Here is a 13,214-nt window from a genome sequence, read left to right as displayed (position 1 = left end):
CATGAAACTGCTCGTCGCGCGCCTGGCCGGTGGAAGCACAAGGCCGATCTGGACGCTGCTCGCGATCTCCTGCCTCATCGCGGCGGTGATCGTGAGCGCCTTGCGCGTCATCTTCGAGAATTAGTGGACGCAGCACAGATTGCCGGTCCGATTGCGCCCCACGCTAGGGCAAGGGACGACAGTCCACGACCTTGATCCTGCCGGAGGTGTCAAACGCCAAGGCTGTGCTCATCACACCCGCGCTGGTGGCGTAGGAGATCACGGTTCTCTCGTCCGAAGGATTGAGGTCGTCCAGCGTGCCCGCCGGATATTTTCGGAGATGATCGGTCCAATAGGCGCGAAGGGCTGCGCGGCCGGTAACCGTCCGGACGCCGCTGCAGCCGCAATGCACCACGGCATCGTCGGCATGAAGGTCCAGGATCGCATCGACATCGCCGGCGCGATAGGCGTCTAGCCAGTCCACCGCAACGGCCATGGGGTCAAAGGAGTAAGGGGTCACTGCTGCCATCCAAAATTTGTCTTGGGAACTAAATCGATTGAACTTATTTTATTATCCGACCCGGCCACGGCCATATGCCGAAGGACATAGAGGACCGGGCCGAGGCAAAGTCGATGTTGGACGCGTCCGCAAGGCAAGGGATCTCTAAGCCGATCCGGCTTGTGCTCGTCGATAGGCAACCGATCGTTCTGCAGGGACTGAAGTCGGTCCTCGGGACACAGAGGGATTTCGATGTCGTCGCGTCGATCGGCGACGGGGCAAGCTGCCTCGAAGCCATCAGGAACTTGTCGCCCGACGTGGCCCTGATCGCCGATACCCTGCCGGACCTGACAGCAGCCGACATCCTCGCGATCGCGAAAGCCGAGAAGTTTTCTACCCGCCTGGTGTTCTTTACCGAATCCGACAATCAAGATCTGACCGCAGCGATCGCCGCCGGCGCCTGCAGCGCAATTTCGAAATATGCCGCTCCCGGCGCCATGCTGCGGTCGCTGCGGCTGATGGCCAGGAGCGGATTGTCGCTCGAGCAGGCTGATCTCGCGCCCACCGGCACGGAGGCTGATGGCCCCGGCAGAATCGAGAAGATGCTGGAGCTATTGACGCCCCGGGAACGTCAGATCGTCCGGCTGGTCTCGGAAGGGATGTCGAACAAGGAGATCGCGCGCCGGCTCGACGTGTCCCAGGGAACGGTCAAAGTCCATCTGCACAACATCTTCCAGAAGCTCGAGATCACCAACCGAACGGTGCTTGCGACCATCTCTTGGTTGCAACGCACCTCCGGCTTCGCCGCGCTCGCTCTGGCCTTTCTGGCGTTCGCCATTTTGGACGAGCTCAAGGCCTCCGAAGCGAACGACGATTTTGCGCATGACGAGGGCCACGGTCAGAGCGACGAACACGCCGGCCATGAGGTCTGGAAAAAAGCCATCCTTGCGCATCTCGTCATCTCGAAATCCGGGGATGCGCCTGCTCTCACCGAGAGGGACTTGCTGGCCAAGGCAAGCCAGGCCGCGACGCCGACGGTGGCAGTGGAAGCGCTGCGCGCCGTTGAACAACTCTTGGGCTCGAAGGTGTGGAAAGAGGGCGGTTCTGTCGGATCGGGCACGCCAGGCCTTGCTGCGCTTTTGCCACGGGGAGCGAACAGCACGCCAGCCGGAAGTGATCCCGACGCAGAAGATCATCTTCCGCGGTCTGCCTTCCATCCGGCGTCGATGCCCGCAGGCTATGGCACCTTCGCGGCTCTCGCCGCGGCATTGATCTACGAACTGAGCGATTCTCAGCACGGAGCGCAGGCGCGTGAGCTGGATCCGGCTTCGATCGACAGCTTGCTGGCCGGCATCGGCGAGACTGCGACGACCAAGCTCGCCGCGATAACGCATGGCGGCGCCAATCACGCAGCGAACTTGCACGCAGCGAACTCGGCATCGGATATCCTTCCGCATGATTTGGGCCGGGCTGCCGGCTTTGCGACCGGAGACGTCCCGCAACAAGACGTTCGCGGGCAGGTTGGCCCGAACGCCGCGAGCGACAGCGGCCCGAAAATTGACGGCGCGCTGGATCCTGGTCCCGTTTCCGGTCCCCGCGGAGATGACCTCGACCAATTGACGGGTGGCAATGTCGAGAACGTCGTTCATCGCAGCGCGATCGATTCCAAATCCGGCTCTTCCGATCCCGTCCTGGATTCCGCGTCAGGGCCGAACAGGATCAATCTTGCGGCCTTCGGGGCGCTCGCTTGTCTGCATCTGACGGCCGCGGTCAAATCGATCCCGCCACATACCCTTGCGTGGATCTACGATCCCGCAACCAATCAAACGATCGTCTATGTGAATCCGACCGATCGGGTGCTCGATGTCGGGGATCGCGGCCTGCTGGAAGTCCATCTGCAGGGAATTGTATCCGTCGCGCATGCGGATGCCGTTCACAACTCGGATGGCGCAGCTGTCGCGGTGACCCTGGAGCAGCTCGAACACGCGCTGATATCGGTGGCCGCAATCGATGAGACTGATGTGAGTGCGAGCAGCGGCCGCGCGAGCGAGAGTTCGCCGGGGACCGCCGGCGTTTGGAGCGCTTCGGCCGATGATGGCTTGAGCTTCCAGTTCGCAAACATTCGGACTGGCTCCGGGACGTCGGCAAAGTCGGGCACCTTCGCGCGCGATTCGGCGGATACGACGGAGGAGGGTGCCGGTGCGTCCGGTATGTCGGCCTACGGGTCATCAGCCCCGCCCGATCATGGCGCGACATCTCCGGCAACCGAGAATCTTGGCTCAAAGAGCGGTCCGGCCAGTCCGAACAATGGCGCTTCATGGATCGCGCAGAACGAGATTGGCCCGCCTGGCCTCTCGACGGCTGATGGCGTCAGCCATGGCAATTCCGAGCACGCTTCAAACCAAGGACAGGGAGCGGGCGAGGCCGAGACGGAGTCCAAACCCGGTAACGACGCTGACCACAACAGTGAGCACCATTCCCAGGCTCCGGACAGTCCGCCAGGGCAAGCGAAAAAGGCAGACCCCGGCGGCGCCGACCACGGCAATTCGGGCCACTCGGCCAAAGCAGCGGAAGCAGGCGAGAGTGGCCTAAATGCCGGCAACACCGAGCATGGTCACGCGCCGCACGAGGGGAAGCCCGGGCCTGCCAAGGCCGCGAACACGGAAATGGCCGAGGCCAAGCCGAAGCCGGACCACGGCGTCGGCCACGACAAGGCGCATCCTTCCCAGGCTGCGGAGAGTCCGCCCGAAGCAGCGAAAAAGCCAGACGCCGGCGGCGCCGACCACGGCAATTCGGGCCACTCGGCCAAAGCAGTGGAAGCAGGCGAGAGCCAGCCAAAGGCCGGCGACACCGAGCATGGTCACGCGCAGCACGATGGGAAGCCCGGGCCTGCCAAGGCGGCGGAGGCCGAGATGGCCGAAGCCAAGCCCAAGCCGGACCACGGCGTCGGCCATGACAAGGAGCATCCTTCCGGGGCTTCGCACAGTTCGCCGGCAGCGGTAGAGCCGGGCGCCGCCGACCACGGCAATTCGGGCCATTCAACTTCGAATGACAGCGCCGCAAGTCACGGCAACGCGGGCCACGACACGTCGCAGCACGCTGCCCATTCCGGGGCAAATGCATCAGAAGCGGGTCCGCCGGCAAAAGCGGCGTCCGGGTTCGGCGGCGCTGATCACGTGTTTCGCTTCGATAGCGGGGCAGCTCCTTCCGCGCTCGCCCCGGCCGTCGAATTCAAAGACCCTAGCGCTGCGCAAGCGATGCCCGGCGAGACAGACGCGCCCCAGATGCTCGCCGAAATCGTCCCCGTCGCGCTGGACGAGCACGCGGCCGATCACGGCGCGAATGGTCCGCATCACGGCATTGGACAAACGGCCCACGACTGGCTGATTTGAAACGGGGCGCTCTCATTGCCCGGGCAGGAGCGCGATGCGGACCGCATTCACGCAATCCGGTTGGAACCTGCCTGATGGAAGCTGGAACCCGGAGGGGCGCCTTTGAATTAACCTGCGAGAGAACAACAGCGGATCTTGTGATGAAAAGCCGTCGTTTCGCCTACTCCATGTCCCACGCCCTCCGCCATCCCGGTGTGATCGCGCTGATCGTGGCAGGCGTGACGATTGCGGCCATGCTGATTGTCGACCACGGTCCCTGGAATCGCGCCAAGACCCAGCCGGCCCATGTTGCGATGTATGCGACCACGGGCGAAGCAGCGCGGGCGGCGGGCGCCAAGGTGCTCCCGACCACTCCGAAATCGCCCATCGAGCCGGCGCGGCCGGGGCCCAAGACCTCCCCGGTCGTCAATCCCGTGACGCCGTAATCCCGTCGGCGCGTCTCCTCAGCTCCTGTCAGCTCTTGCGACCGTAATTCAAAAGCCCGCCGCTGGTCTTCGGCGGGTGAGCGCGCAAGGCCTCCTCGTTCGGTTCGGTGCCCCAGCCGTGCCTATCAGGCACCACGAGATAGCCGTTCTCGATCTCCGGCTCATGGGTGAAGAGCTCGCGGTCCCAGGCGAGACGATCGATGTCGATCTCCATGATGCGCAGGTTCGGCACGGCGGCGCAGAAATGCGCGTTCGTCATCGAGCAGAGATGGCCGTAGAAATTGTGCGGGGCGACGTTGACCTCGAAGGCTTCCGCGGCGCCCGCGATCTTCATCGATTGCCAGACGCCGTTCCAGGGCGTGTCGATGATCGCGACGTCCATGGCCTGGGCGTGGAAATAGGGCAGGAATTCGCGCAAGGACAGCAGCGTCTCGCAGGATGAGATCGGATGCGGGCTCTGCCTGCGGATATAGCCGAGGGCTTCGGGATTGAAGCTGTCGATCTCGACCCAGAACATGTCGATATCGGCAATGGTGCGCAGGATCTTCAGGTAGCCTTCGGTCTTGGCGTTGAAATTGCAATCCAAGAGGATCTCGACGTCGGGGCCCGCGCCGTCGCGGATCGCTTCCAGATGCATATGCAGGTCGCGCAGGATCTTGCGGTCGACGTTGATCTCGGGCGCGAAGGGTGAGCCGAAGCCGGGACGCCAGCCGGCCGATCAGCACGTCGCGCAAGGGGAGCGCTAGCGCGGCGGGCGAAGACGTTTCTCGTCCTTGGGGGACAGCGATGCTTTCGATCGATCAGTTCTTGCGGCTCATGAGCGTGCCGGCCGTGTTCGCGGCCCTCATCATCGCCTCGCAGATCTCGGCGGCGCTGTCGCCGGTCTAGCTCACTCCATCACCGACGAGCCGAGCAAGGCGAGGACGGCCAGCGCCATCAGCGCGGTGCCGAGCCAACCCAGCCAGATCAGCCACGACCGGGCGCGGAAGCGGCCCATAATCGAGCGGCTCGAGACGATCAGCATCATCATCGCCATGATGGGGACGGCGACGATGCCGTTGAGCACCGCGCTCCACACCAGCATGTGGATGGAGTCTATTCCTGTGAAGCCGAGGCCGAAGCCGATGATGGTTGCCGCGGCGATGATGGTGTAGAAGCCGGCCGCCTCGTCCGGCTTGGCCTCCAGCGTGGCGCGCCAGCCGAAGATCTCCGCGACGCCATAAGCCGCCGAGCCCGCCAGCACCGGGATCGCGAGCAGTCCCGTGCCGATGATGCCGGTCGCGAACAGCGCGAAGGTGAAGTCCCCGGCGAGCGGCCGCAGCGCTTCGGCCGCCTCGGTTGCCGAACTGATCTTGGTGACGCCGTTGGCATGCAGCACGGAGGCCGTGGTCAGGATGATGAAGAAAGCGATGCCGTTGGACAGCAGCATGCCGGACAAGGTGTCGGTCTTGATGCGGTCGAGCTCGTGCGTGCCGCCGCGCTTGAGCTCGCGGAGCGGCTTGTCGCGCTTGCCCTGGTTCATCTCCTCGACCTCCTGCGAGGCCTGCCAGAAGAACAGATACGGGCTGATCGTGGTGCCGAGCACGGCCACCACCATCATCAGATAATCGGCACTGACATTGGCCTTGGGCCACACCGCGGCGAGCAGCGCCGTGCTCCACGGGATCTTCACGGTGAAGGCGGTCGCGACGTAGGCGAACAGCGCCAAGGTGAGGAACTTCAGCACCGGCGAATAGCGGCGATAGGGCAGGAAGACCTGCAGAATGGTGGAGCCCGCCGCGAAGATCAGCGCGTGCTCGTGGTTGAGCCCGCCGATGACGAGCGAGAGCGCTTCGGCCATCGCGGCGATGTCGGCGGCGATGTTGAAGGTGTTGGCGGCAACCAGCATGGCGACGAGGCCCAGCACCGCCCAGCGCGGCGCGACCTTCATGACGTTGGCGGCGAGACCCTTGCCGGTGACGCGGCCGATCTGCGCGCTGACGAGCTGGATCGCGATCATGAACGGCGTGGTGAGAAACACGGTCCACAGCAGCCCGTAGCCGAATTGCGCGCCGGCCTGCGAATAGGTGGCGATGCCCGACGGATCGTCGTCGGCGGCTCCCGTGACCAGGCCCGGTCCCAGCCGTTGCAGCAGCGTCGGCGCGGATTTCGTCGGGGTGAGGGCGTCGTCGCTCATGGAAGGGGAGACCTCGATCGGGGGCACCTTCAGCAAATGCAAGGGACGGAACGATGGTTCCAAGCGCGCCCGTAGGGTGGGACTTCTGATAAAGCTAACCGCTCATCCAAGACGTGGTGACGTCGCGCTCAGGGCTTGGAAGGCGCGCGCAACGCCGCAAGCGCGCGAAGGTTCCGCGCTCCAATCGAAATAAAGCGGCGGCCGATTGCGTTGCCGCCTGTGCGGTTTCCCGTTACCTTGCCTTATGTCCCTCCTGAACTTTCAGCTCCCGGCACCGACACCGACGCTGTTCGCTTCGTTCCTGACACTGGACCAGGCGATTCTCGATGCGCTCCCGATCGGCGTCTATGCCTGCGACGTCGAGGGACGGATCGTTCGCGTCAATCACCGCGCCGTCCAGCTTTGGGGCCGGGCGCCCAAGCTCGGCGACGTCGCGCAGAAGTTTTGCGGTTCATTCCGCGTCGAGACCCTGGACGGCGATTTCGTCCCGCCCGAGGAGACGCCGATGGCGCAGGCCGTGCGGACCGGCCAAAGCTTCGAAGGCGTCGAGGCGGTCGTTCTCAATCCCGATGGCAGGCGGTGGGTGGCGCGCGTCAACGTCGCGCCTCTGCGCGACGAGGACGGCGAGATCGTCGGCGGCATCAATTGTTTCCTGGACGTCACCCACGAGCACGACATGCGGCTTGCGCTCGAGCGGCAGCAGCGCACTTTCGACCTCGCCATGATCGCCTCCAGAATGGGAACGTGGCGCTACACGCTGGCGGACAACATCTGCATCTATGATGCCAATGCCCAGGCGCTCTACGGGCTGACCGAGGCGCGGTTTCTGCACGACAAGGACGGCGTCGAGGCCAAATTCCATCCTGACGACATGGAGCTGATGTGGGCGCGCGTCGCCAAGGCGCTCGATCCCGCGGGCGACGGCCGCTACGACGTCGAGTACCGGGTGAAGCAGTGCGACGGCAGCTGGCGCTGGCTGAGCGCCTGGGGCCTGGTCGAGTTCGAAGGCGAGGGCGCCGCGCGCAAGCCGGTTGCGATCGCCGGCGCGAGCCGCGATCTCAATGAGCTGAAGCAGGCCGAAGAGCTGCAGCGGCTGCTCACCAACGAGCTCAATCACCGCGTCAAGAACACGCTGGCCACGGTGCAGTCGATCGTCAATCAGACGCTGCGCAGTGCGGGCGACGTCGAGGCGGCGCGCAGCATCGTCAATGCGCGTTTGCTCGCGCTGTCGGGCGCCCATGATCTGCTGACCGCGCGCGCCTGGTCGGGCGCCGATCTCACCGATCTCGTGGCCCGCGCCGTCGCGCCGTTCCCGTCGGGTCAGATCGTCCGCGATGGTCCCTCGCTGGTGGTTTTGCCGGCCCAGGCCCTGGCGCTCTCGCTGGCGTTGCACGAGCTCGCGACCAACGCCGCGAAATACGGCGCGCTGTCCCGTCCCGAAGGCCGGGTCGATATCAGCTGGGACGCGCGGGACGGCCAGGTCGATCTGAGCTGGCGTGAGAGCGGCGGCCCGCCCGTGGGTCCGCCGAGCCGCCGGGGATTCGGCAGCCGCCTCATCGCGCTGGCGAGCCGGGATCTCGCCGGACGCTTCCGCCTGGAGTTCGAGCCCGCCGGCGTTCGCTGCCTGATCTCGGCTGCCCTCGCGACGAGCGGCGAGGGATCCGGTCCGCCGCAATGGGAGGCCGGCGACCCCGTGTGAAAAATCCGAATCCATATTCGGATTGGTCGAAAACCGGTTGACCGTCGGGCGACACAATGGTATAAGTCGATGATCGCCAGAGGCCGCGACGGCTCCCCCGCCGCAGCTGCGCCGGATCGCGCGAGCCCGCCTACTTGATGCTGACGAACATCCCCCAGGCGGCGGCCAGCGCGGCGCCGGTGAAGAGCAGCACGGGATTGTCGCAGAAGGCGCCGCCATATCTGCAAACGTCGGAGCCGAATTGTCCGAGCTCGTGATGGCTCGCCGAATAGAACAGTCCCGACAGCACCAGCAATGCAGCGGCGACGAAGTACATGGGCGATCTCTCCGAAGCTCTCCCGGTCGGGTCCGTGCAAGGAGAGCAAGCGACCTGCTCCAGCATGGCGCGAACAGCTTTCATTCCGCCAAATCCGATGCGCCGGATTTTGTTAAATTTGGCACTAAATGCCTGTTTTTCCCCGACGCGACAGGGTGCATCGTGCTCGCGCGAAAAAAGGCCCCGCACCGCGGGGCCTTTGTCGTCGAAGGATTTGACGGGAGCTTATCGCCGCACGCCCGTGCCGTAGAGCTCGCGCTCCCGGCCGACGTCCTCCGGAGAGAGCGGCGGGCTCGCCGCGTCGAAGTCGGTCCAGCCGGACTTCTGCCAGGCCGCGCTGCGGTCCTGCAGGTTCACGGACCTCTCGTGGAGCAGTGCATCGAGGCGGGCGCGGTCCTGGTCGGGCACGCGCGCGGACACCAGCGTGCCGCCGCGGCGAACGCCCTCGGCATAGCGCGAGGCGTCTTCCTTGGAGACGCCGGCCTCCGTCAGGGCGCCGACGATTCCACCCGTTGCCGCACCGGCGGCTGCGCCGGCTGCAGTCGCGGCGAGCCATCCTGCGGCCACGACCGGACCGAGGCCGGGAATGGCGAGCAGGCCGAGGCCGGCGAGCAGGCCTGCCGCGCCGCCGAGGCCGGCGCCGATGCCGGCACCCGTGCCGGCGCCTTCGGCGCGATCGTCCACGCCGTCGCGGTCACGATCGACCTTGCCGGAGCGTGAGCCGTACCAATTGTCGGAATTGTTGGCGACGATGCTGATGTCGGAGTGCGGCACGCCGGCTCCCTCGAGCCGGGTCACGGCGCGCTCGGCGTCGGCATAGGTGTCGTAAAGGCGGGAAATGGTGGTTGTCATGTGCATGATTCCTTACTTGGTCGTCCTTACTTGGCGGGGTTCACGTTGCCCTGGAAGTCCAGGCTGACGTCGGTCTTGCTGCCGGCCTTGTCGGCCTTGCCGCGCCAGACGCCCTGGTCGTCCTTGTGCAGTCCGGACACGTTGGAATATCCGGCGCCCTCGATCCGCGACTTCGCCTGTCCCTCAGTGAAGCTGTTGCGGCCCTCGACCGGCTTGTTCGAGTTGTTGTGGTCCGAGCTGTTGACGGCGTTGTTGCCCGGCCCGCTTTGCGCGGGTTGGGATTGCGCGCCTGCGGGCACGGCTCCGAGCATCAGCAGGGTTGCGGCTAGTAAGGTAAGACGTCTCATTTTTTATTCTCCGGCGGTGAATGTGCCGGCGACAACACATGAGATTCGAATTGGTTGCTGCGATAAAAGCTTGCCGAGTGCCGCAGCATGATCTTGCTGCGATCGCGCGCGCCCGATGAGGACGCGAGGAACGATTGCCGCGATATCCCGTTTGCGCGCTCGGCCTTCGGCCGGCAGGCCGTCAGCCGGCGCACCGCGTAGGAACTTCGCCTTTGGCGGCCGATTGTCTCGCTTTCATGACGCGCGAGGCAGCTCCAACCATGCAATCACGCTATCCATTGTTGAAGAGGTGGACAGCGGAAGAGCATGAGCGGTTGAAAGCCATGGCTGAAGCGGGAAGGCGGCCCGACGAGATCGCCCTCGCGCTGAACCGGAGCGAAGCGGCTGTGCGGGTGCGGGCCTGGCAGCACGGCATCGCGCTGCGCACAATCACCGCGAAGCGCGGCACATGAGCTGCGCCGTACTCACTTCGCAGGTGTTGCCTCGGCTTGCGTCGTGGCGGGCTCCCAGGGGGCGGGAAGGATGACGCGGATCGGACGCGCCTCGGCGGCTTGAGCCACAGGCCGCACCTGGTCCTTGGCGGGCTCGGCCAGCGCCACGGTCATCAGGGCCATCAGCATCGCCAGCGCCGTCGTCACAAGTCTCAGATCCAGCATCGCAGCCTCCAGGGTCGCCGCGTCAACGCGAGCCCCGGCCGTTGGTTCGAACGATAACCGGGAACAAGTGGCAATATTTGAAGTTTGAAGAAGACGGATCCCGGATCACCGGGCCACTGGAGGAGGACACGATGAACATCAAGACCATCATTGCCGCTGCCGTGCTGACGTCATTTGCCGCGCCTGCGTTCGCGCAATCGTTCTACGTGGTGCAGGACGTCAAGACCAAGAAGTGCACGATCACGGAGTCGAAGCCGACCACCACCGAGACGACGGTTGTCAGCGGCGATACCGTGTACAAGACCAGGTCTGAAGCCGAGGCCGGCATGAAGACCGTCAAGGTCTGCACGTCGAACTAAGGAGACAAGCGATGCCCGTACTTCTGCTTTGGGCCGTGCCGGCCGTCATCGTTCTGGGCGGCGGCGTCTATCTGATCGGCCACATGCACTGAGACGAAACCTGCTGCGCAAGCAGCAAGCAAAAGCCCGCGTGGAGCGATCCGCGCGGGCTTTTGACGTCTTGTGTCGCTGACCGGGACAATCCGGAAAAGCCGGATCCAGCTCACCCCGCGAGCGACACGTCGATCCGCTCGAAGCCGCGCACCGTCGGCAGTGACATGAGGCCGGGCCTCGCGAAATGATAGCCTTGAAACAGCGCGATGCCGGCGGCGCGCAGGATGGTGAGCTCGGCCTCGTTCTCGACGCCCTCGGCCAGGACCGTGATGTCGAGCTCGCGCGCGATCTGCGCGAGGCCTGCGACGATGACCTGCTTGGGCCGGCTGAGATGGATGTCGCGGAGCAGCTCCATGTCGATCTTGATCAGGTTCGGCTGCAGGCGGGCGAGCAGGCCGAGGCCGGCATAGCCGGCGCCGAAATCGTCCAGCGCGGTCCAGAAGCCGAGCGCCTTGTAGGCGCGCACGATGTTCTCGACATGCGCCGGATCGCTCATCCGCTCGTTCTCGGTGAACTCGAACATCAGATTGGAGGCCGGAAAATTCGCGCGGCGCGCGGCTTCCAGCGATTTCTGGATGCAGGCGCGCGGCTCGTACACGGCGTTCGGCATGAAGTTGATCGAGAGCCGCGTATGCGGATCGGCAAACAGCCGGCCGGCGGTTTCGATCGCCATGACGCGAGCGGCCTGGTCGAAGCGGTAGAGCTGGTTGTCGGTGAGCTGGCTGAGCACGCTGTGCGCGCTCTCGCCGTTCGGGCCGCGCACCAGCGCCTCATAGCCCCAGATCCTGTTCTCGCTGACGTCCACGATCGGCTGGAACGCCATCTTGAATTCGAACGGCAACTCCGTCCCGTCGGCACATCCGGCGCACTTCACGGCCATCTCTCAAAACTCCCCGCAGGCCCATCACCTGCGTGGGAATTTATGGCGCGGGCGTTAAGGAATAGCGAAGCGCGACGAGGGCGGCGTCAAGGGCGTTTCCCATGTTCAATTGTGGACACAAGCAGGCCGGCCACGCCGTCAGCCCGCGACGAAACACGCCTGAAACAGTGCTGAAACCCGATTGTCCTGAACTGCGGGCGCCCGCGGCCCGACCAACGGAGCGAACAGGAGAGACAATCATGATCCAGATCGGTTCGAAGGAAGAAGTCGCGTTCTTGCTGGCGCTGTTCGGCACCCACACCCAGCCGGTGAAGCGGCCGAAGCCGAAATCGCGGCAAGGGTGAGAGGCTTAGATCCATGCCAGGTTTGGCCGAATGCCAGAGCCTGCTCAGGCTCCTGATCGCCAGGGGCGATCCCAAGGCCATCCCGCTCGCCAAGGGCGCCATCGATCAATATCTGAACACGGCGCCCGTGAGCTGTCGCGGCCGCGGATTGCGCGTGCTCCAGCGCGACGCGCTCGACCAGCATGATGTGGCGGTCGGCGTGCAGCGCTCCTTCGCCGAGACGGTGGACGCCTATATCGCGTGCAAGCTCGCGGAAGAGTAAGAGCTGCGCCGGGAGGCGCAGTCAGTTCCCGGAACTCCCTGGCTCCAATAGATTTTCGATGGGCTTGCAACCTTTGTCCCCTCCCGGGCCTCTTACGGACAAAGGAATACGCATATGGCGCGATATTACTTCGACTTGACCGACGAGCACGGTGCCGCGCTCGACGAAGAGGGGCTGGAGCTGTCCAACATGCGCGCGGTCCAGGCCGAGGCCGCCAAGTCGGTCGGAGACATGGCGCGCGACGCCATCATTTCCGCACCGGCGACCGGCGGACGGCGGAGGATGGCGATCGACGTTCGCGACGCCGGCGGGCCCGTCATGCAGGTGACATTCAGCTTCGCGATCGAGACGTTCAACGCACGAACGCCATCCGGCGATCATTGACGCGTCAGCGTCGGCCGCGATGGCTGCGGCGGCAACGGCCAGGATTGCCCGGACTCGAGCACGGCGATCTTGCGCCCGAGCTGCCAGACCTCGACCTTGCCGTGCCGCGTGAACTGCCGCGCGAAGGCGAGGGCGGTCTCGTCGGACGCGGCCTCGAAGGCTTCCGCCGAGCGGAAGACGCCGTTCTCGCCGACGAGATAAGCGCGATATTGCTGGCTCATGTCGGCGCCCTCAGGCCGGGCGAGCGAAGCCAGGCGTCGATCTGCATGGCGGCCTCGTCCTGCCGCGCCCGGCGCAGCAGCATCTCGCGGCGGCGCCCCGGCGACAGCGCGCGCGCCTCTTCGCGGCAGCGGATGGCCTCGTCGGCCAGTCGTTCGTTGAGTGTCTTGATTTGTTTGAAACGACGCCGTTTCAGCATGGCGTACTCTCCTCGCGGGATAGAAGGCGGGAGCGCGATTGGCGTTCTCATCACCGGTCTCGTGCCACGGGCCTTGCGGTGATGGATGAAGCCTAGTCCTGCTGCGGCGGAGAGTCTGTATCTTTTGATACGT

At 65.0% G+C, this 13,214-nt stretch carries 17 protein-coding genes and 1 pseudogene; 8 read left to right on the top strand and 10 right to left on the bottom strand.

Annotation, left to right across the window (positions count from 1 at the left end; all coding sequences use genetic code 11):
• The first annotated feature begins 1 nt into the window (after position 1).
• Positions 2 to 124, top strand: a complete 123-nt coding sequence (locus tag AC0WRY_RS25225) for a hypothetical protein (protein WP_256438853.1) — start codon at positions 2 to 4, stop codon at positions 122 to 124.
• A 39-nt stretch (positions 125 to 163) separates the two neighbouring features.
• Here the strand turns inward: AC0WRY_RS25225 and AC0WRY_RS25220 are convergent, their stop codons facing one another.
• On the bottom strand, positions 164 to 508 hold the full coding sequence (locus tag AC0WRY_RS25220) for a nuclear transport factor 2 family protein (protein ID WP_491121525.1): 345 nt from the start codon (positions 506 to 508) through the stop codon (positions 164 to 166).
• Between the two features lie 104 nt (positions 509 to 612).
• Here AC0WRY_RS25220 and AC0WRY_RS25215 point away from each other — a divergent pair, with 104 nt between their 5' ends.
• Together AC0WRY_RS25215 and AC0WRY_RS25210 are read left to right on the top strand one after the other, a co-directional pair.
• Positions 613 to 3,870 carry a LuxR C-terminal-related transcriptional regulator gene (locus tag AC0WRY_RS25215; protein ID WP_194408400.1) on the top strand — a complete coding sequence of 1,086 codons (3,258 nt, stop codon included), beginning with the start codon at positions 613 to 615 and terminating at the stop codon, positions 3,868 to 3,870.
• 140 nt (positions 3,871 to 4,010) lie between these two features.
• Positions 4,011 to 4,295, top strand: a complete 285-nt coding sequence (locus AC0WRY_RS25210) for a hypothetical protein (protein WP_194403502.1) — start codon at positions 4,011 to 4,013, stop codon at positions 4,293 to 4,295.
• Positions 4,296 to 4,323: 28 nt separating this feature from the next.
• On the opposite strand, the pseudogene AC0WRY_RS25205 reads toward AC0WRY_RS25210, so the two are convergent.
• Positions 4,324 to 5,007 (bottom strand): annotated as a pseudogene (locus AC0WRY_RS25205) (enolase C-terminal domain-like protein); the annotation flags it as partial.
• A gap of 177 nt (positions 5,008 to 5,184) precedes the next feature.
• Positions 5,185 to 6,471, bottom strand: coding sequence for an NRAMP family divalent metal transporter (locus AC0WRY_RS25200; protein WP_194403501.1), 1,287 nt, complete (start codon positions 6,469 to 6,471; stop codon positions 5,185 to 5,187).
• 244 nt (positions 6,472 to 6,715) lie between these two features.
• On the opposite strand from AC0WRY_RS25200, the gene AC0WRY_RS25195 reads away from it, so the two are divergent.
• On the top strand, positions 6,716 to 8,170 hold the full coding sequence (locus AC0WRY_RS25195) for an HWE histidine kinase domain-containing protein (RefSeq protein WP_194403500.1): 1,455 nt from the start codon (positions 6,716 to 6,718) through the stop codon (positions 8,168 to 8,170).
• A 130-nt stretch (positions 8,171 to 8,300) separates the two neighbouring features.
• On the opposite strand, the gene AC0WRY_RS25190 is transcribed toward AC0WRY_RS25195, so the two are convergent.
• The 3 genes from AC0WRY_RS25190 to AC0WRY_RS25180 all read right to left on the bottom strand — a co-directional run bounded on the left by AC0WRY_RS25190 (position 8,301) and on the right by AC0WRY_RS25180 (position 9,685).
• The gene (locus AC0WRY_RS25190) at positions 8,301 to 8,486 is read right to left on the bottom strand and encodes a hypothetical protein (RefSeq protein WP_194403499.1); all 186 of its coding nucleotides are present in this window, start codon (positions 8,484 to 8,486) and stop codon (positions 8,301 to 8,303) included.
• A 225-nt stretch (positions 8,487 to 8,711) separates the two neighbouring features.
• A complete protein-coding gene (locus AC0WRY_RS25185; RefSeq protein ID WP_194403498.1) occupies positions 8,712 to 9,338 on the bottom strand; it encodes a hypothetical protein in 627 nt (208 codons plus the stop codon).
• A gap of 26 nt (positions 9,339 to 9,364) precedes the next feature.
• Positions 9,365 to 9,685 (bottom strand): hypothetical protein, encoded by a 321-nt coding sequence (locus AC0WRY_RS25180; protein ID WP_194403497.1) that lies wholly within the window; start codon positions 9,683 to 9,685, stop codon positions 9,365 to 9,367.
• A 260-nt stretch (positions 9,686 to 9,945) separates the two neighbouring features.
• On the opposite strand from AC0WRY_RS25180, the gene AC0WRY_RS25175 reads away from it, so the two are divergent.
• A complete protein-coding gene (locus tag AC0WRY_RS25175; RefSeq protein ID WP_194403496.1) occupies positions 9,946 to 10,137 on the top strand; it encodes an SANT/Myb-like DNA-binding domain-containing protein in 192 nt (63 codons plus the stop codon).
• 12 nt (positions 10,138 to 10,149) lie between these two features.
• Here the strand turns inward: AC0WRY_RS25175 and AC0WRY_RS25170 are convergent, their stop codons facing one another.
• Positions 10,150 to 10,341 carry a hypothetical protein gene (locus tag AC0WRY_RS25170; protein ID WP_194403495.1) on the bottom strand — a complete coding sequence of 64 codons (192 nt, stop codon included), beginning with the start codon at positions 10,339 to 10,341 and terminating at the stop codon, positions 10,150 to 10,152.
• Positions 10,342 to 10,472: 131 nt separating this feature from the next.
• Between AC0WRY_RS25170 and AC0WRY_RS25165 the strand changes: the two genes are divergently transcribed.
• Entirely contained in the window at positions 10,473 to 10,700 is a 228-nt protein-coding gene (locus AC0WRY_RS25165) for a hypothetical protein (RefSeq protein WP_194403494.1), read from the top strand.
• 202 nt (positions 10,701 to 10,902) lie between these two features.
• On the opposite strand, the gene AC0WRY_RS25160 is transcribed toward AC0WRY_RS25165, so the two are convergent.
• Complete coding sequence (locus AC0WRY_RS25160) at positions 10,903 to 11,673, bottom strand: EAL domain-containing protein (RefSeq protein ID WP_194403493.1); 771 nt, start codon at positions 11,671 to 11,673, stop codon at positions 10,903 to 10,905.
• Between the two features lie 357 nt (positions 11,674 to 12,030).
• On the opposite strand from AC0WRY_RS25160, the gene AC0WRY_RS25155 reads away from it, so the two are divergent.
• Both AC0WRY_RS25155 and AC0WRY_RS25150 read left to right on the top strand, forming a co-directional pair.
• Positions 12,031 to 12,279: a hypothetical protein gene (locus AC0WRY_RS25155; RefSeq protein ID WP_063202881.1), complete on the top strand. Its 249-nt coding sequence runs from the start codon at positions 12,031 to 12,033 to the stop codon at positions 12,277 to 12,279.
• Positions 12,280 to 12,393: 114 nt separating this feature from the next.
• On the top strand, positions 12,394 to 12,663 hold the full coding sequence (locus AC0WRY_RS25150) for a DUF6894 family protein (RefSeq protein WP_194403492.1): 270 nt from the start codon (positions 12,394 to 12,396) through the stop codon (positions 12,661 to 12,663).
• On the opposite strand, the gene AC0WRY_RS25145 is transcribed toward AC0WRY_RS25150, so the two are convergent.
• A complete protein-coding gene (locus AC0WRY_RS25145; protein WP_194403491.1) occupies positions 12,657 to 12,884 on the bottom strand; it encodes a hypothetical protein in 228 nt (75 codons plus the stop codon). The two genes, AC0WRY_RS25150 and AC0WRY_RS25145, sit on opposite strands and share 7 nt — an antisense overlap.
• Positions 12,881 to 13,081, bottom strand: a complete 201-nt coding sequence (locus tag AC0WRY_RS25140; protein WP_194403490.1) for a hypothetical protein — start codon at positions 13,079 to 13,081, stop codon at positions 12,881 to 12,883. The genes AC0WRY_RS25145 and AC0WRY_RS25140 overlap by 4 nt, the downstream gene beginning before the upstream one ends.
• Positions 13,082 to 13,214 lie beyond the last annotated feature (133 nt).

It is taken from the genome of Bradyrhizobium sp. T-12 (assembly GCF_058314695.1).
The sequence above is the reverse complement of the archived record's forward strand: the minus strand, read 5'-3'. Positions and strand labels throughout refer to the sequence as shown.